Genomic DNA, 19971 nt, shown 5'->3' with positions numbered 1-19971 from the left:
CCTTACACCGAAGGGGATGCCTTACGCGCCTCCATCAGGAACCGGGTCGTCCGCGCCACGAACGCCCCCTCGCGACGGATCAACTCGTCCAACTCCCGTAGCCGTTCGCGATAGCGCTCCACCGTGAACCCGGGCACCATCCACACCACCTTCCGCAGGAAGTAGACGACCGCCCCGATATCGAGGAACTCGGTCCGCAACGACTCCACCCGCAGATCGACGACCTGGAGCCCCGCCGCCTCCGCCGCCCGACGCGCATCCTCGGGATGCCGGGCCCGCCGTACGTGCTCCGGCTGCGGCCCCAGAAAGTACTCGACCAGCTCGAACACGCTGGCCGGCCCGACCTGTTGGGAGAAGTAGACACCCCCGGGCCGCAGCACCCGGGCGATCTCCGCCCACCACACGGTCACCGGATGACGGCTCGTCACCAGGTCGAACGCCGCATCACCGAACGGCAGCGGCGGCTCGTCCGCATCGGCCACCACCACCGCGCCGCGCGGATGCAGCAGCGCGGTGGCCTTCGCGACATTCGGCGGCCAGGACTCCGTCGCCACCATCACCGGCGGCAACGTCGCCGCCCCGGCGAGCACCTCCCCACCACCGGTCTGCACATCCAAGGCGGCCGACGCCCGCGCCAGCCGCTCCCCCATCCCCCGCTGATACCCCCAAGAGGGCCGCTCCTCGGTGGCCTTCCCGTCCAGCCACGAGAAATCCCACCCCTCGACCGACACGGCCTCCGCCTCGGCCACCAGTTCCTCAAACGATCGCGTCATACCCCCACGATTGCCGCGACCGTCCCCCCACGCCAACCGTTTTACGCACTCCCCGCCGTCACAATCTCAAACTCCGGCCGATCCCACCTCACCACCGGCGGATTCGCCCACACCACCCCGACCTGCCGAGCACCCACACTCCGATAAAACCCCTCAGCAGGCGGATGCGAAACCACCCGCACCCGCTCCACCCCGAGCCGCCGCGCCTCCCCCTTCATATGCTCGACCAGCATCCTCCCTATCCCCCGCCCCTGCGCCCGATCCGCCACAAACATCAAATCCAACTCACCCGCCTCCACCACCAACGAATAAAACCCCAGAACCCGCCCCGCTTCCCCCTGCTCACCCCGGGAACCACCCCCAGCAGGGCCGCCCCCTTCCACCGCCGCAAAAACCCGATGCGCCTCAATATAATCCGCCCCCACCCGATACCCCTCAACCATCGCCGCGTACTTCCCCTGATATGCCCGCGACCCCCGCACCAACCGAGTAAGCCCCCGCCCATCCCGCCCCACAGCCCGCCGCACCACCACGTCCCCCACCCCATACTCACCCACGCCGACCACACCCACTTCCCACACACCACTCATCACCCGGACCCCAACAACAATACCCGCCACTAACAACCCATTCTCCAGCCCACCTACACAGCCACCCTAACTATCGCCAAATTCACCCACCCAAACAACGCACGAACCACCCAAGAAATCAAAGAGTCACCGCACGAACAGGAAATTCAAAAAAGACCTTCAATTGCAGCTACCGAGGGACACTCTCCCCTAACCAATCCGCAGCGCCGTCATGGGCCGACCCGACGCGTGCAGCCGACCGAGCCCCGGAACCGAGGTTGGCCGTCCCGCAAGCCCGGGGCCTCCCCCTTCCCCCAACCCTGGCCGTTTCCCAGTTGCGGTCCGATGAGCTGAGATATCGTCAAACATCGGTGGCAGCGCACTCCTCTACCTCAGAGGAGTGGCAGAGGGGAACGGCCCGATGGACTCCCAGAAGCGATCCAAACAACGGCGCGAGCGCATCGACATCATCGCCGCGTGGAGCCGAACCGGGATCTTGGCAGAGCGCCAACGCCTGCTCATCGAGGACCAGTTCGCGGAACGAGTAGCAAGCGCGGGCTCCCGCTTCTTCATCCCGCTCCCGCTTACGTATTCGGATGACCTCTGGTACAACACACAGGTCTCCTTTCTGCTGGAAGCCCTCGATGCCTTGCCCCGGCGTCCCGACATCGCCTTCGACTCGACGTGGAAGGTACTCGAAAAGAGCGCTCACGCGTGGCTGCCGGCCCGCCCTGGCAGAGGACCGAACATCACAGACGCATTGGGACTCTTGAGCGCCGACCCAAGACTTTCCCACTCGGTCACGGAAGCGCTGCTCGCCAACATCCCCAGCCAGACCTGTGGGTATCTCTTCAAACGACTCATCACTCGGGAACCAGCCGAAAGCAGCAGCCGTGCCCTGCAGAGGCTGTCAAACAGCTACGGTCGCGGAGACACCCTGCCGGCCGAGATCGCAGCCTTCCTGGCCCTCGTCGAGAAAAAGTATGCCGCGCCGGATTTCGACACCGCTCGCCGCGGGGCCGCTCTTCTCCGTCGAGCCCTGACCGGAGAAACCCTCGACATCGCAGGAACTCAGGTCACCCTGTCGTTCCCCGCCCGACTCCGCATCCTCCTGAGCGGGCTCCTCTACACATCCCGGAACGAGCGCTACCACGGGGAGTCCTTTTCCCCCTTCTACAGCAGTGCCGCGAGCATCAAAACCTATACACACCCGCACTACCTGTTCCTCGCGGCCTACGCCCTGGTACACCTCCTCTGGGCACACAGCGGCCACCCCTACGCCCCCACGTTCGACGCAGTCGAGGAGAACACCACCACCAACCTCCACGAAGCCCGCACCCTCTACGCTCGCCATTGGACTGCCTGAACCCGAACTCCGGTACTCCTGGCGCGATCGGGTCTCCACAACACTCAGTTGGCGATACCGACCGGATGGACCTGGATCTTTGCGTCGTACGGGCCCGCCAGCTTCAGCGCCTCCGCGGGCCACTTCAGAGAAACGCTGTGGGTCTCGTTCGGCGGGGTCACGATGATGTTGGTCGGGCTCGCGAGGCTGTCGCCGCTGGAGTCGACCTTGTACGAGATGCTGAAGGTGGCGGTGTCACCGGGCTTCAGGTCGGTGATCCGAGGCTGCTCGTGGCCCCGGTGGACGGGGGCGGAAGTGCCATCGGCATCCTTCAGATCGACGCCCGCGAACCCCGTCGCCGAGCAGGTCCGCCCGCCCGTGTTCGTCATCTGAACGGTCACGTCACCGGTGCCCGAATCGGGCGAGCTGTCCACAGCCTCGATGTTCAGCTCACTCGTGCGGCAGAACTTGCCCGTCCCCCCACCCTTCGCCGCACCGCTCCCGGAGCCGACACGGGACGAGGCACCGCCACCGGACCCCGACTTCGCGTTGCCCGCCTTCGCCTTGTCCGACTTCGCGTTGTCCGACTGAGCATCGGCACCCGGCACTGCGGCAGAGGAGCCGGCCCCGGAGGGTTCGGCGGCAGCACTCGCGCCCACGCTCCCCGCAGCCTTCGCGCTCGTGGCGTCCGCACCGGAACACGCGGTCAGGCTGAGTCCGGCCGTCGCGACCAGGACCGCGGCAGCAACGCGCACAGCGCGACGACGGGTGGTGGTGCGGGCAGTGGCGCTGAAGCTCATTTCGGGTCCCCCAGGGGAAGTTGATGTCGTGATCGCCTCAGTACAACCCCCACTCTGAACAGGCCCGTTACCGCCCCACTGCCACGCCACTAACACCCCACTAATACGCATGCGAGCAGGAGCCGGCACCCTCCGCGGCCCCCTGACCATGCGAAAGGGGCCCGCTCCATAGCGGGCCCCTCGTTGTCCTGCGCTGCTACCCCTCAGCAGCCCGGGAACGTCGCCGACGGGGTCTCGAAGGTCCCCTGCCCCTGGACCTTGATCAGGCCAACGGCCTTGTTGCAGGGCCAGCTCATCGTCCAGGTGCTGGTAGCCCGGTCACCCTTGCTGATGGTCTCCAGCCTGTCGTACGACGACGAACCGTTCATGCGGTAACCGAGCTGCGCCTTGATGTTCGAGCCGTCCTTCTTGGTGTACAGGACGTCGATGGACTGCGGCCGGCTGTTCATGACGATGCAGAGCTGTCCGTTGCTCATGCTGGTGCACTTGACATGGTCCGACCCCGAAGCCACCTTCTGCGACACCTTGGTGGTCGACGCCTCGGCCCCAGCCGCATGAGCCGGAACAGTAAGCAGCGAGAGCCCAACAGCCGCACACGCCGCAGCAGCCAGCGAGACACGATGAATCATGAAAATCCCCCCAGTTCAGTGGTCCCCTGACGCTACAAAACCTCACCCACAAGCACGACCCATTTTCCGAGGGCATGCCGCACGGCCCACGAGCCCCCTGACGCAACCGCGAAGCCGGAAACGATAGCGCCGGGCCCTACCAAGGCCGAGCAGATCGCAAAACTCAGAAGTGGACCCCGCCCTGCTCCCCACCGACGGAGGGCACCCGGCAGCTGTCCGGCCCCGGGTCATCCCGCCCGCGTGCATGCCAGCGCCGTGCCAGACAGGGCGGCCAAACGCAGCCACGCACGGTCAGCCACGAATCATCGGTCGCCAGGACATAAAACGGCCCCCGCCCGGATTCCCCCGGTCAGGGGCCGTTCCATCTACCGCGCTGCGGAGGCTGTGGGATTTGAACCCACGGTGAGGGGTTACCCCACGACAGTTTTCAAGAGCGTTCCGACTACGGGGGCCATCAGCGGCCTGACCTGCGGCTATCGATCTGGGGAGGACCAACCGGTCACAGCTGGCCCGCACCTGGCCCACAGTGCTGCTGGCGGACGCTCGCCTGGTGGCGAGATCACCCGTGCCGGCGAACGCGCCGGGATCGAAAAAATCCGCTTCACCGGACACTCACCCCGCCGCGGACTCGCCACCTCCTCCCGACTCAAGGGCCACGACCAGATCGTCATCGCCAAACAGGGCGGATGGGCCGCGCACTCCAAGGTGCTCGCCGGATACCTCGAAGTCGTCGACCAGTGGGAGGACAACGCCCTGATCGGCGCGCTGTAGAGGGCGTGCTCACCCCAGCGCTATGCCAACAGAGCGTCGGTCTGGCCATCGGCCGGTCGGAGACGCGCCGGAGGGCCTGGCGGCTCTCCGGGGCGGTCTGGCGGGTGCCTCTCCGCGGACGATGCGGTTATTTGCGGTCGAGCCTCAGACGGGATGCCACCGTGGGACCGCGATCTCTGGAGATGGAAGAGACAGTCTCGTCCGCACCATCTGGTCAAGCGGGCGATCCGGCATCAGGATGCTGGCATCGTCGTTCCAGACGTACGCCGTGCCCAGGCAACTGCCTGCATGACCAAGCGGTAGAAGGCAACGACTGCAAGCGCTAAAGAGGGCTGCTGGAGGCGCCTTCTCCCATCCACCTGCCCACCCCCAGCTGTCGTCTTGCCAGCCTGCCCAGTACAGAGGAATTTCTCCAGGCCTTGCTGGTCCTACCAGAGCGCGATGCAGGCCCTGGTGCCCACGAACCAAGGGGCAGACGAGGTAGGTCTGCATATCCGAAGGGAGGTTCGGATAAGCACGACATGGGCGAGGCTTGGTTCGCCACAGGCTTTGCCTCGGAGTCTGCTGGGGTGTCTTGCTGACGCCTCGCGTGCGGTATGCCGCCTGCCTGCAGGCAGATGAACAGAAGCGACGCGGGCGCCCGGAGCCCGAAGGCGCCATTTCCTTACCGCAATAGGCGCAGTGACGAATCAGCACATCAGACACTGCCTACTCCCCCCTCGCGATCTTGTGGTGCGACAGAGAGTTGCGCTGTGATGCTGGTCCCCTCCGACGCCCTCGGGCGCACCACCATCAAGTTCTCAGTGACGATTGTGGCGGTCGATGTAGCGGACCGTCCAGGCTCGCTTACTTCGCGCTGCGCGGCTGCCGCAGGGTCCTGAGCAGACGGACGCCATTTCCCCCATGGCAGGAGGCAGGATAGGGAAGCAATGATCTGGCTAAGCGCGACGAGGGCGGCGGGCACGTCCTCGTCCCGGGTCTTGGTCAACACCGGCCGGACCAGGAAGAGCAACAGAACTGCCAGGACTGCGACCGTGACTAGGCCCAGCACGAACGGCATGAGGGCCAAGGAGCCAACGAACAGCTCCGCTGATACGACGAACACCGGACCTCCGAGAACGAGAAAGGCCCCGGTCAAGGTGACCAGGGCCATGGGCAGCGAGAGCTACCGCCAGAAAACGAAAAACTCCCGCGCCCAGGTGGGTGCAGGAGTAGCTGCGGTGGATCTGCCCGCAGCGAGACACAGTCTGCCATCCCTGATGTTTCGTAACGCGCCTCCAGCGACCGCGGCCTGTCCCTTGAGGCCGTCGGCGACGTCATCACCCGTTTCGGGGCCCGCGCCGACCTGCCTCTCCTGCACACCGGCCACTCCCCCCGCCGCGGCGCCGCCGAGGAGTTCCGCCGCGCCGGAAACGACCGCAAGACCATCGCAACGCAGGGCGGCTGGGTACCCAACTCCGGCGTCATGGAGGGCTACTTCGAGGACGCCGACGGCTGGGAGGAGAACCCCATGATCGGCGTGCTGTGACCGAGGGGCGCACCCCCACAGAACGCCAATGGCGCCAATAACAGCAGGTCAGCGGGATTCGACGTGATGTATGTGTGCTGTAGTTTTCTCGCCGAATCAGGGTAAGCTGCCCTTGACTCTTAAGACATGACGTCGCCCTTCGGGGCACCGGCAACACTCAAGAGTTGCTGTGTGGCCGGACCCAGTCCGTACGCACGAAGACCCAGCCCCGGGTGGCCGCCCAGAGCTGGGCCTCATGCAGTCACCGAGCCCGGTCGAATATCACGCGACCGGGCTCGCTGCATGTCCAGCGGCCGCGGTCTCTCCCGGACCCAGGGTGGGCGCTCACTGAGCGAACTGTCCCACCAGCGCGATGATCGCCACCAATAAGCTCGCCGCCGTCAGGACGACCTGCCACTTGTCCGGGTCAGGCCACCTGTCCTTGCCACGCTTGCCCAGGGGGACGCTCACAGCACGTACCTCACCTTCTTCTCGGGGCCCCGGCCCTGCCGATCAGGACCGGGTGGATCGTGAACTGCGCTCGCATTCCGCGTAGTTCGAGAGAAGCGGGTGAAGCAGGCACGATGTTACCGGCACTCACGTACACCCGGGGGAAGAGGCACCACAACTTCTGGGCAACGTGTCGCACTAACCACTAGATGTGGTGTCGGGCCGCGTAGGTCTGCCTACCGCGTGTCGGGATGGAGGCAGGCCGGAACGGTCGTCCACGCAGTACGGAATACCACCCTGGTGGGGCCGCAGCAGGGGTGGCAGTACCGACCCTGCACCGGTGGGGTGGAACCGCGCTCGGCGACCCTGGGGTAGCTCGTAAGCACCCCCGATGACTCGAACGTGCATTTGACGCAGCCTTTCGAAAGCAACTTTCGTTGGTTCACTAGGGAGAACACTTCGAGAGGGGCCGACGTGACCACCTGCATTGCCGGCACCGTCCGCCGCACCCTCGTCGTCCAGGAGGCGATCCTGGCCCAGATCTGGAAAGACGGGGGCCGGGCCTTCACCGCCGATCCACGCCGACGACCCCGAGGACCCGATGCGCACCGCGATGCGCCAGATGCTCGGCGTCTTCGCCCAGCTCGAACGTTCGATGATCAGCGCACGGCTCCGGCACGGCCGCCACGAGAAGGCCACCCAGGGCGAATACGCCTACGGAGCCCCGCCCTTCGGCTGGAAGGCCGAGAAGAAGACGCTGGTCGAGGTGCCCGAAGAGCAGACCATCCGGGCCCGCGCCCGCGAACTGCGCGACGCCGGCGCCTCGTACCGCGAGATCGCGGCTGCACTGGAGGTCGAGAAGCACCAGCCCCGCCGCGGCAACCAATGGCACCCCCAGACCGTGCGACGGATGCTCGCGGCCGAGACGCCGTACACCTTGCGTAAGCGAGAGCCAGCTCGATGACCAACTACCGGGTCACCCTTTCGTCGCAGGTAACAGGGTCAGCGAGGTGGGTCGAAGTCCGGCTTCCTGTCCTCCTAGTCCGTATCCAGCTCTTCGTCATATCTGCCGCCGTCGATAAGGGAGTCGATAAGGGAGGAGACCTCTGCTTGGGTCCTGCGTTCCTCCATCTCACGCAGCAAAGAGACCATCAGCATGATCGCCACGATGCAGTGCCCGTCGTTGAAGTGGTCCAGGGGCATCCTGTGCACGACCGCGTGCCGTGAGAGAGCCTCCGGGATCGGGTCGTTGTCCTCTGGCATGTACGTGGTGAAGAGGGGACCGATGGGCGTCAGGGCGACCTGCTCGTGCAGCCAGAGTGACTCTTCCAGCTCCCTCGCTGCTGCTTGCTTCAGCCGCGGGTAGGTCTTCCTCGCCTTGCGCTCTACCTCGGCGATGTTGATCATCAAGTCCTCGGACCCAGCGAGCGCAAGGCAGCCGGCCGCCAAGAGGTGACCGTCATCCCATGCGGCCATCACGTGCCGGACCGTAATGGCGTAGTCCTCCGACCAGCCTGCGTGGAGTTCAGGTATCTCGTAACGGCATGAGGTTCTGATCCGTTCCTCGGCCGCCGTCAGCACTGCGAGCTTCGCGCGATGAGCGTCATCTGCCTTGACCAGTTCGCGGAGCACATCCGCCGGCGGAACCCACGCGACGGGGATTCCGTGATCCTTCGCCAGCCCATGCAGCTGGCGCAGCGTGGCCCCCGAGCCCCACCAGTTCTCGTATCGCACCTCTGTGTAGGAGGGCGGGCTCGGCCGCCAGCCTTCAACGCTGGCGTCATACAGATCCCATTGCTTCGCAGTCTCGACCAGCTCTGCCGGGGTCAGTCTCCCGTGGGGCCCCTTTGGGGTCAGATGAGTCATACGGCCATCTTGCCGACTCACCCACTAGTTTATGTACATCCTTCTTGAACACGGCAGAGGGGCCTCCTTCGGCCAACGCGTGCTGCTGCCTTCGGTGTTCAGGAAGCGATCGATTGATGGACAACTCAGGCCAGCGTCAAGGCCGATCGGTCACGGTGGGCAATTCTCGCACCCACGGGCGGTGCCCTATGGGTCAGCTACTTCCGCGTTCAGGTTCGTGGCCATGCTCCAGATAGGCCACTCGACCGCGGGCTCGCGCCACAGCCGCTGCCTCGATCCGCCGAGCGAGCCGTGGGATGGTTAGGCTCGCGACGTCGTCCAGCGGATGGAAGTCGTAGGCCCCGATCTCAGCAGCTTGCAGCTTGATCTGCTCTCGGAGTTCCGTCGGCAGGACTCCGCCGTCGAAGAGATAGAGCACCTTGTCACCCTCGGCCGGGCTGGGCGCCCAGTCCACCGCGAGCAGGCGGCCGATCTCCGGCAAGATACCCAGCTCCTCGCGGACCTCCCGTACGCATGCCTGAAGCGGTGACTCGCCGGTCTCGACGTACCCCCCGGGGATCTCCCGGTAGTCCTTGTACGTCGGCTCCAGCATCATGACTCGGCCTTGCTCGTCAAAGAACAACGCGCCCGAGGCCATCCTCGGGCGCGCCACCTTCGCCTCGTGCTCGTTGTCGCTCATGCGGACGAGCCTAACCAGGTCACACGACACGAAGCCGCTCCGCCAGGTCGGCTATCGGTTGGCTCGGGCGGCCTCGGGTGCCGCGGATCCAGCCGAGGACGAGGTCTCGGCTCATGTAGTGGTGTCTGACCTGCTCAGGGGCGAGTTGCTCGGCTGCCAGGACGGCGGCGAGCGCGTCGTCGGTGCGGTTCCAGGCGCTGAGTGCCCGCGCTACCTCCAAGGCGTGCCGGGCCCGCCGCTCTACCGGGAGTCCGCTGGTGTCGATCTGCGGGCCGAGATCCAGTGCGACCTGCACGTCGCCCAGTTCGCCGGCAGCGGCCACCCGGTGGATCGCCACGTTCGTCGGGCCGAAGGCCGTCCACATGTGGTTGGCGTCGGTGCCGAGCCGGGAAGCGGTCGTCTCCGCCTCCCGCAGGAACTCCCGTGCCGTGTCCCGGTCTTCCGCTCGGGCCGCAGCCATGGCGCCTGTGAGGAACAGCGTCCCGTAGATGGACAAGTACGCCGGTGTCGGTTCGTCGAGGCCCGGCTCCAGGAAGCCGGCCGCATCCTTCACGAGCTGTGTGGCCGTCTCGTACCGTCCCGACGAGAGCAGGCAGTGGGCCACGGACCGGAACAGCGACCCAATGATCACCTTGTTCCCGCTCAGCTGCGCCGCGGCGAGTCCTCGGTCCGCGGCGATCCAGGCGAGCTCGATCTCGCCGAGCTTGCCGAGCACCATGGCGGCTCCCTGATACGTCATGGCGAGCAGGCCGTTCGCTTCGCCACGCTCGTCGCCGGGGTAGGACCGGGCCGCGAGCAGGGCATCAGCGAGGAGCGGTGGGAACTGCCGTGCGGCGAGTCCGTACCGGGAGTCCTGGTAGGCATTCCAGACTTCGGTCACGTCGGAACGGAGTGCCGCGAGCGTCGGAGGTTCGCCTGCGGCCTGTGTCCCGATGAGTGGGGCGAGCTGCCGGTAGTCCATGAGTGCTTCGCGGAGGGCGGGCAGGGTGTGCCGACCGCTGTCCTTCGACCATTCCAACAGGGTGGGCTCACCGATCAGATCGCCGATGGACACGTCGAGCGCGTGCGCGAGCGTCCGGATCACCGAGAGGCGATCCAGTTCGATGCGGTTGTTCTCCGCTTTCCCGAGCCAGTCAGCCGTGCGGCCGACGAGTCCGGCCAGTACTTCCTGCGACAGGCCCCGGCGGTGGCGGTACCAGGCAACACGCTCGCCGGTTGTCAGGTGCCGCGTCATTCCTCGCATGGCTTCAGGCTCACCTCGGTTCACGAATGGACCCCGGAAGGATTTTCTGGGGTCTCCGGTGGCCCCCTCTCTAGTGTCAAAGGCATACAAGGCATACGGGGTGAGATGCCCTCGGTGATTAGGCAGGGGATTGCCGGTGGTGTTGATGGGACGTCAACAGAGTGCAGTGGCCATCGAGATGGGCGCCAGCGCGTGTTGGAAGCGGATGCCTGGCGAGTCGAAGAGGGTGCAGCAGCTCGGGATTTCTGCACCCCTTGTCCAGCGCCTCGATGCGACGCAGATCGTTGCCCGTACGGGGAGTTCTCCGCGGCGCGACGCCGCGCCCGAACCACCCCTCGCCGACCCACCCCGCCGCGACAAGGACCGCAACACAGGCCACAGCCCGATTGGGAGAGCTATGCCCAGCAGCATCGAGTACGAAGTGAAGGTTCTGGAAGTCGATCCCGTGGAGATCTCGCAGCGGATCAAGACCGCCGGTGGAACCTTCCACGGTGACCGTTTGATGCGCCGCTACGTCTACGACACGATCCCGGCGCAGAAAGGGCGTTGGGTACGCCTGCGCGATACCGGGGCCGTCATCACCCTGTGCGTGAAGGAGATTTCGTCCGACCGGATCGACGGCACACGCGAGACGGAGACCACGGTCGGGTCCTTCGAGGAGACCCATGCCCTGCTCGGGCTCATGCGGCTTCGCCACCGCAGCTACCAGGAGAACCGCCGCAGTTCCTGGCTGCTCAACGGTGTGCGGCTGGAGATCGACCAGTGGCCGCGGATCCCCGCCTACCTGGAGATCGAAGGAGATGACGACCAGCAGGTCTGGCACACCGCCGAACTCCTCGGCATCGAACGGGAACAGCTCACCGGCAAGAACACGGACGCCGTGTACGCCGGGTACGGCATCGACCTGGACACCCTCACCGACCTTCGCTTCGAGTAGATCCGCCGTCGCAGTCGCCGGCCGGGGCACGGCAGCTCCGGTCGGCGTGGACAAGGAGGTCCACATGCAAGACACGAGGAATCTGCCGGTGGAGGTCAGGCCGGACCGCACGTTACGGGTGAAGATCATCGACGCCTGCGGACTCGCCTGCTCGTTCTGCCACAACGAAGGCACCCCCGTCGCCACCGACAACCGCGACCGGGAGCCGGGGCGGTTTACCGGGACTCCCGGACCTTCAGGCCGGGTCTCGATCTACCTCAAGACCAACGGCGCCGGCTTCCTCCCGGCCCGCATCGCCGCGGACGCGGACTTCGCGCTGGCACTGGCAGCCGTGCGCGGAAGCCTGCCGACCAACGAGGTCCACTTCACCGGCGGCGAGCCGACACTGCACCCCGACCTTCCCGGCCTGATCGCCATCGCCCGACGACTCGGGCTCACCGTCGGCCTCACCTCCAACGGCGAGAACGGCGCGGCCGTGATGCCGGACTGCGCGGCCGCGGGGCTCGACAGGGTGAACCTGTCCGTCTTCGGCACCACCCCGGACGAACTGGCCGCCGTCCAGGCACCACGCCTCGCCCACCCCACCCTGGCGGCTCGGAAGTTGGCCGCGCTGGACAACACGATCGAGGCCGCCACCGCGCACGGGATCAAGGTCTCGGCCAACATCGTGATCCCCGGCCGGGATCACGTGGAGCGCGTTCTGCGCATCATCGAGCGGCACGGCCGGACGGTCACCGTGCGCATGCTCGTATCGCTCGAAGACGACGGGGCTTCCCTGGACGCCATGCAGGAAGTCGTCGATCGCCTCGGCGGCGTCCCCGAGCGGCGCATCGTCACGGCCGGGGCGTCGGATCAGCGAGTGCGCTACCGGCTCCCGGACGGGCGCACCCTCTACGCCAAGAGCATCCGCCCCGTCCGGCTGCCCTCCACCTGCGCCTCCTGCCGGTTCAACAACCCCGACGACTGCCAGGAGGGCTACTACGGCATCCGCATGTACCGGGCCCAGGACGGCCCCTTCATGATCGGCGTGTGCATCCAGCGCATGGACCTGTGCCAGCCGCTCGGCCAGTTCGTGATGAGCCAGACCTGCCGAGAGGTGTCGGCCTTCCGCGAGGACGAGACCGCACGGCTCATGCGGCTGCACCACATCCCTACGGCTGCCAAGTGACCGCGCCGGGCTTCGCGCCAGGGTGACGGCCCGCAATTTCCCGGCGCGCGAGCCTGCCGGATCCGTGACATGCATCCGGATCCGTGACGTGCAGGTCGTGGCAATCGCCGGTCACGAGGGTGAGTTCCGAGCGCACCACGCCAGGACATAAAACGGCCCCCGCCCGGGTTCCCCCCGGTCAGGGGCCGTTCCATCTACCGCGCTGCGGAGGCTGTGGGATTTGAACCCACGGTGAGGGGTTACCCCACGACAGTTTTCAAGACTGTTCCCTTAGGCCGCTCGGGCAAGCCTCCCCGCGGCACCGGGCCGCGAGGGCGTGTGGTGTCGCGGGATCAGACTAGCGCGTCACTTGTCGCCTGTGCGCTGGCCCAGGGTGACGTGGGTGGTGTGCTCCTTGCCGTCGCGCTTGTAGGTCAGGGTGACGTCGTCGCCGGGCTTGTGCTGCCAGATCTCGCTGATGAGGGTGGGGCCGCTGTCGATCACCGTGTCGTCGAGCTTGGTGATCATGTCGCCGGGCTTGAGGCCGGCCTTGGCGGCCGGGCCGTTCGGGGTGACGGCGTCGGTGCCGTTGTTGCCGCTCCGGGCGATGGTCGCGCCGTTGCCGGTGTCGCGCATGCCGACCTGGACGCCGATCTGCGGGTAGACCGGCTTGCCCGTCTTGATCAGGTCCTGGGCCACCCGCTTCGCCTGGTCGATCGGGATCGCGAAGCCCAGGCCGATGCTGCCGGACTGCTGGGACTCGCCGCCCAGGCCACCGCCGTTGCCGGCGGACTGGATCGCGGAGTTGATGCCGATGACGTTGCCGCCGGCGTCCATCAGCGGGCCGCCGGAGTTACCGGGGTTTATCGAGGCGTCGGTCTGCAGGGCGCTCATGTACGAGGCGCTGGCGCCGCCGCCGTCGCTGGAGGCCACCGGGCGGTCCTTGGCGCTGATGATGCCGGTGGTGACCGTGCCGGACAGGCCGAAGGGCGCGCCGATCGCGATCGTGGCGTCGCCGACCTGCACATGGGAGGACTTGCCGAGCGGGAGCGGGTTGAGCGGGGCGCCGGAGGCGTTCTTGAGCTTGATCACGGCGACGTCGTAGCCCTGGGCGTGGCCGACGACCTCGGCGTCGTACTTCTTGCCGTTGGAGAACGTCGCGGTGAGCTTGCCGCCGTCGGCCGCGCTGGCGACGACGTGGTTGTTGGTGAGGATGTGGCCCTGCTTGTCGTAGATGAAGCCGGTGCCCGTGCCGCCCTCGCCGCCGGCGCCCTGGGCCTCGATCGTCACGACGCTCGGCAGCGCCTTCTGCGCTATCCCGGAGACGGAGGTGGGCTTGCGGTTCAGCGCCCCGGCGTCGCCGGGCGCGGAGACCGTCGTCGAGGCGTCGTCGCTGCGGCCCGCGAGCCAGAAGCCGACACCGCCGCCGACGCCGCCGAAGACCAGCGCGGCCGCCAGAACGGCCGCGATCAGACCGCCGTTGCGCCGCTTGGGGGCGGGGTTGCCGGTGAGGCCCCAGGGGTCGCCGCCGCCACCGCCGTACGGGGGACCTCCCCAGCCGCCCGCGCCACCGCCCGCCCCGGGGGCGCCGTGCGCGGCGGTGCCGTACGGAGGGAACTGGGCGGTCTGCTCGGTCGTGGGCTCGTCGCCGGGGTGGCCGAAGCCGTGCTGCGGAGGCTGTCCGCCGCTGTAGGGCGGCATCCCGCCGGGCCCGCCGTGGGACGCGGCCGCGGTCGGCGCGAAGTCCGGGGGCGGGGGCGCCGCGGGGGGAGCGGCCGGCGGCGGGCCGCCGGGAGACCGGGCGCCGGAGGCGGAGGCGCTGTCCGGCTGCGGCCCGGTCGGCGGCTTGGCCTCCGACGGGACGGCTCCCTCGTTCTCGGTGCTCACAGCTCTCTCCTCAGCTTCACGACTGTCGGCGTCCACGGCGCGCGGGCTGGTGCCCGGTGCCCCGGCTGAATGCCTGGGCGCCGCTTCTTCCGGGGCTTGCGGTGCGGCCGGACCTCGGGGGTACGGCCGGGTGGTGCGTTGCGTTCTGCTGCCGGCGGGCCGGGTGGTCCGCCGGGTGGTGCGGTTGTTGCGTTCCGGCGGGCCTGGTGGGCCCTCCGGGGCGTCCGGTTCCTCGGTGCCGATGGATCCGGAACCCGGTACTCCAGGATTCAGGATCCGGGATCCGGGCGCCGCGGGCGAGTCCCGGTCCGCCGGTCCGGGGCCGCGGGCCGTGGCCCGGCGGTCCGTCGCGGCTCCCGTCCGTCGGCGAGACCCGGTCCGTGCGTCCGGTCCCGGACCTGCGGCCGGACGGCTCGGGCGAGTCTCCGTTTCCAGCCTTACCCACTGCGCGTCAGAGCACCGTAAGCCGAGACTGTGACTGTCCCCTCATCCTTTATCCCGGACAAAACCGGCGCATCCCCTGTTCCGTACCCGGGGTACGCACCGGCGGGCCCGGCGGCGGTGGATGGCACGATAACGCGGTGACCTATGCACGCCCCGTTCAGGACGCCCGTCCGGATCGTCCCGCCATGTCCGTCGTAGCCCATCGCGGTGCCTCGGAGGACGCCCCGGAGCACACCCTGGCCGCCTACCGCAAGGCGATCGAGGACGGCGCGGACGCCCTGGAGTGCGATGTCCGGCTGACCGCGGACGGCCATCTGGTGTGCGTACACGACCGGCGGGTGAACCGCACCTCCAACGGGCGCGGCTCGGTCTCCGCCCTGGAGCTCGCCGACCTCGCGATGCTGGACTTCGGCTCCTGGAAGACCGAGGGGTACGCGAACGAGGCGCCGGACCGGCAGCACGAGGACCCCGAGCGGACCGCCGTCCTGACGCTGGAGCGGCTGCTGGAGCTGGTCGCCGACGCGGACCGCCGGGTCGAGCTGGCCATCGAGACCAAGCATCCGACGCGCTGGGCCGGACAGGTGGAGGAGCGGCTGGTCGAGCTGCTCGGCCGCTTCGGGCACACGAAACCGGCCGCCCGCACCGACCGGCCACCCCAGGTCCGGGTCATGAGCTTCTCGGCGCGCTCCCTGCACCGCGTCCGGGCCGCGGCGCCCGCGCTCCCCGGCGTCTATCTGATGCAGTTCCTCACGCCCCGGCACCGCGACGGCCGGCTCCCGCCCGGCGTCGGCATCGCGGGCCCCGGCATCCGGATCCTGCGCGCGCACCCCGACTACGTCGCCAAGGCGCACCGCGCGGGCCACCGGGTCCATGTGTGGACGGTCAACGACGAGGCCGATGTCGCGCTCTGCCGGGAATTGGGCGTGGACGCAATCATTACAAATCGCCCGAAGCAGGTACGAAAGCAGCTGGGTCTTGGCTAAAGCTCCTCACAGGGTGTGCACCGGCGCATTCGACCCGTATTCGATTATGTCCAGTGCGTCACCGAGTGTCGCTTGGCCGGTTTCCGGTCCAGTCCATTGGGGCATTCATCCCGTGGCGTGGGGCAAAGGAGGTCTCGGGGGTGGCGTTGGTGGTGGCACAAGAGGTGCCGACGTCGTCGATCATGGCCGTACCCCATGGACCAGTGGGTGTGGGCATGGCCAGGCGGCGCATGCGTGAAGAGCTACTGGCAAGTGGAGTTCAGGACACGGTCGTCGATGACGCGGTCCTTATTCTTTCGGAGCTGTTGAGCAATTCGTGTCGCCATGCGCGTCCGATATACGAAAACGGCGCACCGGATTCCGTAACCGCCGGACAGGGTGACGCTCCGTCGGCATCCATCCGGGCCTCCTGGCGCATCGACGCACAGGGCAGGCTGACCGTCTCGGTCACGGACGGCGGCGGCCCGACCCGGCCACTTCCGGCCACTCCGTCCGTCACGGCGCGCGGCGGCCGCGGGCTGGCGATCATCCGCTCGCTTGCCAAGGACTGGGGCGTGCGCGACACCGCCGCGGGCGAGGTGACGGTCTGGGCGGCCCTGTCCCTTCACGACGCGTTCGCTACGCGCGTGGAACTGACGCCCGATCTGCCGCCCTCGCTCGCCGCGGGCGCGCCGGTACGCACCGGGCGTCCGCTGGGGCCGGGCTTCCCCGACCTCGACGAACTCGTATAGCGGGCCGGGCGGACCCGGCCGCCGGAGCGGGACACGGCCGCACCGGTACGGGACACGGCCCACGGGCGCAGCCGGACGCGACCGGGTACGCAATCCTCTAGGCTCGCGCCGAAACGCGTCCGCACGCCCAGGATCGACCAGGAGACTCCGTCGCCATGGCCAAGAAGCGCCGTCCCCAGTCCCAGGCCGCAGCACCGCAGATCAAGGACGGCGAGGTGCCGGTCGTCGGCGCCCGCGAGCCCTGTCCCTGCGGTTCCGGCCGCCGGTACAAGGCCTGTCACGGGCGGGCCGCGGCGCATGCCGCCACCGCACTCGTGCAGCGGCCCTTCGAGGGGCTGCCCGGTGAGTGCGACTGGGTGGCGCTGCGGGAGCTGGTGCCCGCCGCCACCGCCGAGTTGACGCTGAAAGGCGGGCTGCCCGAGGGCGTCCCGTCGGTGACGCTGGCGACGGTGCTGCCGATGGCCTGGCCCGCGCTGCGCCGCGACAACGGCGCGATCATGCTCGGCCTGCAGAACGACACCGCCTCCGGCGACCTCAGCCGCGACCTCGCGGACATCCTCCAGCGCGCCCTGACCGCGGAGCCCGGCACTCCGGTCACCGCCGCACGGACCGCGCCCGACGGCCCGCGGCTGCAGGACCTGCTGGATCCGGACGCGGCTTTTGAGCCGACCGTCCACACCGGCTTCGAGTTCTGGGTGGAGAACCCCGAGAACGCCACCGGCGAGGTCGCGGCCTCGCTGGAGCGGGCCAACGCGGCGGCCATCCCGACCGCGCGGATCCCCGGGCTGGAGGGCGCGTACTGGTGCGAGGCGCCGGACAAGAACCACCTGCGCTGGGTCACCGGATACCCGGAGGAGCAGCTGCTGGACGCGCTCGCGCGACTGCATGTGGCGGGCGCTTCCTCGCTCGGTGAGGGCACCCGTCTGGTCGGCTCGTTCCGCGCCCACGGCCTGGTCGTTCCGGTCTGGGACCTGCCCTCGTCGATGAGCGCCGACGACGTCGCCGAGCCCGCCGCGGCGTTCGCCGAGCGGCTGGCGAAGGCGCTGGCCGAGGACGCCCCGCTGAGCCCCGAGGAGCGCCGGGCGCGGGGCGGTCTCACCAACCGTCAGGTCACCCTGAGCTGACCGGGCCGGCCCCGGCCGAGCGGAGTGGACGCCTCCGCGAAAACCGGCGCGTGACACCTGTCACAACTGCCCGTACCTGCCGGTAAATAGGCGTCCGGAATTCCACGATCGAATTTGCGAACCGCCGATCTCTTGTTACGGTTCTAAAAGCCCGGTCGCTGGTGCATCCCCCGTCGCCAGCGACCGGGCGCTTCCATGTCCGGAGGCGGATGATCCGCTTCGCCGGACGGGGCGCCGAGGGCTTCGAGGCCCGGGCATCCGCCCTGCCTCCCCCGGACGCCTCTCGCCTCAGCGCGCCGAACCGCCGCTCCGCAGCGGCGAGTTGCTGCCGGAGCGCAGCAGCAGCCGCTCCCCCGCCGCGTCGGAGACCTCCGCCACCGCGGCGTACCGCAGCCCTCCCGCGTGCACGGTCGGACCGGCCGGCGTCTCGCACATCCCCGGCGCCCCGGCCGCCGGCACCGCGCAGTTCACCTGGACGGCCCCGCCGTCCGGCCGCAGCAGCGTGAGGGCGGCGCGCAGCGGACGGCCCGTGCGGTTGCGGTAGTACGTCCGGGCCCGGGTCCGGCCCGCCCGGGAGAGCACACAGGTCTGGGCCTCGATGCCCTGCGGGACGGTGAGTTCGGGCCCGCAGCGGGCGGTGCGGCCGGGGAAGCGGTCCGGGCCGGGGCCCGGGCGGTGGCCGGTCCCGGAGTCGGTGCGGAGGGCGGGAGCCCTGTCCGGATCGGCGCCACTTTCGGCCGCGTTTCCCGTTTCGGCCGAAGAGCTGTTTTCGGCCTTGGCCGCTGCCCCCAGCTGCGCTCCCGGAGTCACCCGGTGGGCCGGGCCGGCCGTCGCGGCACCCAGCGGTACGACGATGGCGAGCACCGCGAGGCCGGCGAGCCCGGTCAAGCGGAGTTTCTGCGCACGCTGCATGGCCCCCACCTGCGATTGAGATGCCGCCGACGACGGCTTGACGGTGGTGCGAACCTATCGGCCGGCGGGGGTGCCCCATGCCACCCGAAGCCCGTTTCCGGGCGGGATCGGGGGCGGTCACACCCGTACGGGTGATCCGCCCGCGGGCGGTGGGCGACACCGCCCGCAGCGAACGGTGCCGGGGCGCCGCGCGGCGTCAGTAGGCGAGGCGGCTGCCGCCGTCGGGGGTGCTGGTGCTCGCCGTGACGAGGGCGTCCACGATCGTGGCGACCTTCGGCAGCCAGGGCGCGGCCGGACCGGCGGCCGGCGGCCGCTCCCAGCGGACCCGGCCGGCGCCGACCGGTGAGGGCGGGAGCACCACATAGCCGCCCTCGCCGTGGAACCGCAGCGAGCTGGGCACCCAGTCCCGGGAGTGCAGCAGCTCGCCCAACTCCGCGAGGTCGTAGGGCGATACGAGCAGCGACCAGCGGGTGGGGGTGGCCACCACGGGGCCGAGGCGTACGCCGAAGTGGTCCAGGGCGGCCAGGGCACGGGCGCCGGCGACGGCCGGCAGGCTCACCGCGCAGGGCGCCCGGCCGCCCGTGGCCAGTACCAGCGGGGCATCGGGGCGGTTGGTCCACCACCACCGCAGCATCCGGGCATCGGTGGTGGCGGCCAGCAGGCCGGGGTCGAAGGGGTGCGCACCGGGCACCACGCAGTCGGGGTCGGGGCAGTTGCACCGAGGGGCGGGCCGCTCGCCGAGGCCGAGCCGGGCGCCGGCCGGCTGGCGGCCGCCCGACCTGAGGCCCACTCCGGGAAGTACGGGCCACTGCCACTCGGTGGCGCACTGGAGCGCCGCACCGAGCAGCGCCGACCTTCCGCCGCGCCGGAACAGGAGCTTGCGTCGCCTTCCGAGGATCTCGCGCATGAGCGCTCGTTCCTTTCCGTTAACGCCGAGGGCTGAGTCCATCGCACTACGCATCGCATTGCAGGGCACTGCTTCCGACCCGCGGTCGTTCCGCCGTGCCGCTTCATGCCGTTTGTGACGTTTCCTGAAGGCCCGGCAGTGCAGCCCGGGGCCGATCGCGCATCGATCACGTCACGTGGATCACTGGTCACCGCGTGTACAAGGCAGCGCATCACGCCGTACGCCGAGCGTGGAACGTGGCGGGGGGTGGCGCGCGCATGGCGCTTG

The 19971-nt window shown here is 68.7% G+C and carries 19 protein-coding genes and 1 tRNA gene; 8 read left to right on the top strand and 12 right to left on the bottom strand.

What is annotated here, in order from left to right:
- Positions 1-2 precede the first annotated feature (2 nt).
- Both IEY78_RS07860 and IEY78_RS07855 read right to left on the bottom strand, forming a co-directional pair.
- Complete coding sequence (locus IEY78_RS07860) at positions 3-773, bottom strand: class I SAM-dependent methyltransferase (protein ID WP_189096841.1); 771 nt, start codon at positions 771-773, stop codon at positions 3-5.
- A 41-nt stretch (positions 774-814) separates the two neighbouring features.
- Complete coding sequence (locus tag IEY78_RS07855) at positions 815-1363, bottom strand: GNAT family N-acetyltransferase (RefSeq protein ID WP_189096840.1); 549 nt, start codon at positions 1361-1363, stop codon at positions 815-817.
- Positions 1364-1763: 400 nt separating this feature from the next.
- On the opposite strand from IEY78_RS07855, the gene IEY78_RS07850 reads away from it, so the two are divergent.
- Positions 1764-2708, top strand: coding sequence for a hypothetical protein (locus tag IEY78_RS07850; RefSeq protein ID WP_189096839.1), 945 nt, complete (start codon positions 1764-1766; stop codon positions 2706-2708).
- 44 nt (positions 2709-2752) lie between these two features.
- Here the strand turns inward: IEY78_RS07850 and IEY78_RS07845 are convergent, their stop codons facing one another.
- Together IEY78_RS07845 and IEY78_RS07840 are read right to left on the bottom strand one after the other, a co-directional pair.
- Positions 2753-3487, bottom strand: a complete 735-nt coding sequence (locus tag IEY78_RS07845) for a DUF4232 domain-containing protein (protein ID WP_189096838.1) — start codon at positions 3485-3487, stop codon at positions 2753-2755.
- Between the two features lie 203 nt (positions 3488-3690).
- Positions 3691-3963 carry a hypothetical protein gene (locus IEY78_RS07840; RefSeq protein WP_229699771.1) on the bottom strand — a complete coding sequence of 91 codons (273 nt, stop codon included), beginning with the start codon at positions 3961-3963 and terminating at the stop codon, positions 3691-3693.
- 555 nt (positions 3964-4518) lie between these two features.
- Here IEY78_RS07840 and IEY78_RS34235 point away from each other — a divergent pair.
- Positions 4519-4887 carry a site-specific integrase gene (locus IEY78_RS34235; RefSeq protein ID WP_229699770.1) on the top strand — a complete coding sequence of 123 codons (369 nt, stop codon included), beginning with the start codon at positions 4519-4521 and terminating at the stop codon, positions 4885-4887.
- Between the two features lie 1852 nt (positions 4888-6739).
- Here IEY78_RS34235 and IEY78_RS34790 read toward each other — a convergent pair.
- Complete coding sequence (locus tag IEY78_RS34790) at positions 6740-6865, bottom strand: hypothetical protein (protein WP_268240253.1); 126 nt, start codon at positions 6863-6865, stop codon at positions 6740-6742.
- Positions 6866-7331: 466 nt separating this feature from the next.
- Between IEY78_RS34790 and IEY78_RS07830 the strand changes: the two genes are divergently transcribed.
- A complete protein-coding gene (locus IEY78_RS07830) occupies positions 7332-7808 on the top strand; it encodes a recombinase family protein (protein WP_268240252.1) in 477 nt (158 codons plus the stop codon).
- Between the two features lie 74 nt (positions 7809-7882).
- On the opposite strand, the gene IEY78_RS07825 is transcribed toward IEY78_RS07830, so the two are convergent.
- The 3 genes from IEY78_RS07825 to IEY78_RS07815 form a co-directional block, all read right to left on the bottom strand.
- Positions 7883-8710 (bottom strand): hypothetical protein, encoded by an 828-nt coding sequence (locus tag IEY78_RS07825; protein ID WP_189096836.1) that lies wholly within the window; start codon positions 8708-8710, stop codon positions 7883-7885.
- Between the two features lie 193 nt (positions 8711-8903).
- The gene (locus tag IEY78_RS07820) at positions 8904-9389 is read right to left on the bottom strand and encodes an NUDIX domain-containing protein (protein ID WP_189096835.1); all 486 of its coding nucleotides are present in this window, start codon (positions 9387-9389) and stop codon (positions 8904-8906) included.
- A 19-nt stretch (positions 9390-9408) separates the two neighbouring features.
- Positions 9409-10632, bottom strand: coding sequence for a helix-turn-helix domain-containing protein (locus IEY78_RS07815; RefSeq protein ID WP_229699769.1), 1224 nt, complete (start codon positions 10630-10632; stop codon positions 9409-9411).
- 397 nt (positions 10633-11029) lie between these two features.
- On the opposite strand from IEY78_RS07815, the gene IEY78_RS07810 reads away from it, so the two are divergent.
- Positions 11030-11569 (top strand): CYTH domain-containing protein, encoded by a 540-nt coding sequence (locus IEY78_RS07810; RefSeq protein WP_189096834.1) that lies wholly within the window; start codon positions 11030-11032, stop codon positions 11567-11569.
- Positions 11570-11633: 64 nt separating this feature from the next.
- Positions 11634-12737 (top strand): radical SAM protein, encoded by a 1104-nt coding sequence (locus tag IEY78_RS07805; RefSeq protein WP_189096833.1) that lies wholly within the window; start codon positions 11634-11636, stop codon positions 12735-12737.
- A gap of 205 nt (positions 12738-12942) precedes the next feature.
- Here the strand turns inward: IEY78_RS07805 and IEY78_RS07800 are convergent.
- Together IEY78_RS07800 and IEY78_RS07795 are read right to left on the bottom strand one after the other, a co-directional pair.
- Positions 12943-13030, bottom strand: a tRNA-Ser gene (locus tag IEY78_RS07800).
- 52 nt (positions 13031-13082) lie between these two features.
- Entirely contained in the window at positions 13083-14603 is a 1521-nt protein-coding gene (locus IEY78_RS07795; RefSeq protein WP_189096832.1) for a S1C family serine protease, read from the bottom strand.
- Between the two features lie 581 nt (positions 14604-15184).
- On the opposite strand from IEY78_RS07795, the gene IEY78_RS07790 reads away from it, so the two are divergent.
- From IEY78_RS07790 to IEY78_RS07780, 3 genes are all read left to right on the top strand, one after another.
- Positions 15185-16030 (top strand): glycerophosphodiester phosphodiesterase, encoded by an 846-nt coding sequence (locus tag IEY78_RS07790; protein WP_373294082.1) that lies wholly within the window; start codon positions 15185-15187, stop codon positions 16028-16030.
- Between the two features lie 53 nt (positions 16031-16083).
- Positions 16084-16761, top strand: coding sequence for an ATP-binding protein (locus tag IEY78_RS07785; RefSeq protein WP_229699768.1), 678 nt, complete (start codon positions 16084-16086; stop codon positions 16759-16761).
- A 155-nt stretch (positions 16762-16916) separates the two neighbouring features.
- On the top strand, positions 16917-17885 hold the full coding sequence (locus IEY78_RS07780; protein ID WP_189096829.1) for a DUF5926 family protein: 969 nt from the start codon (positions 16917-16919) through the stop codon (positions 17883-17885).
- 288 nt (positions 17886-18173) lie between these two features.
- Here IEY78_RS07780 and IEY78_RS07775 read toward each other — a convergent pair whose 3' ends face one another.
- Positions 18174-18797: a hypothetical protein gene (locus IEY78_RS07775; RefSeq protein ID WP_189096828.1), complete on the bottom strand. Its 624-nt coding sequence runs from the start codon at positions 18795-18797 to the stop codon at positions 18174-18176.
- A 196-nt stretch (positions 18798-18993) separates the two neighbouring features.
- On the bottom strand, positions 18994-19704 hold the full coding sequence (locus IEY78_RS07770) for a bifunctional DNA primase/polymerase (protein WP_189096827.1): 711 nt from the start codon (positions 19702-19704) through the stop codon (positions 18994-18996).
- Positions 19705-19971: the final 267 nt, after the last annotated feature.

Origin of the sequence: Streptomyces kronopolitis (genome assembly GCF_014646275.1) — a bacterium.
GTDB lineage: Bacteria > Actinomycetota > Actinomycetes > Streptomycetales > Streptomycetaceae > Streptomyces > Streptomyces kronopolitis.
This window is presented reverse-complemented; position numbering and strand designations above follow the sequence as displayed.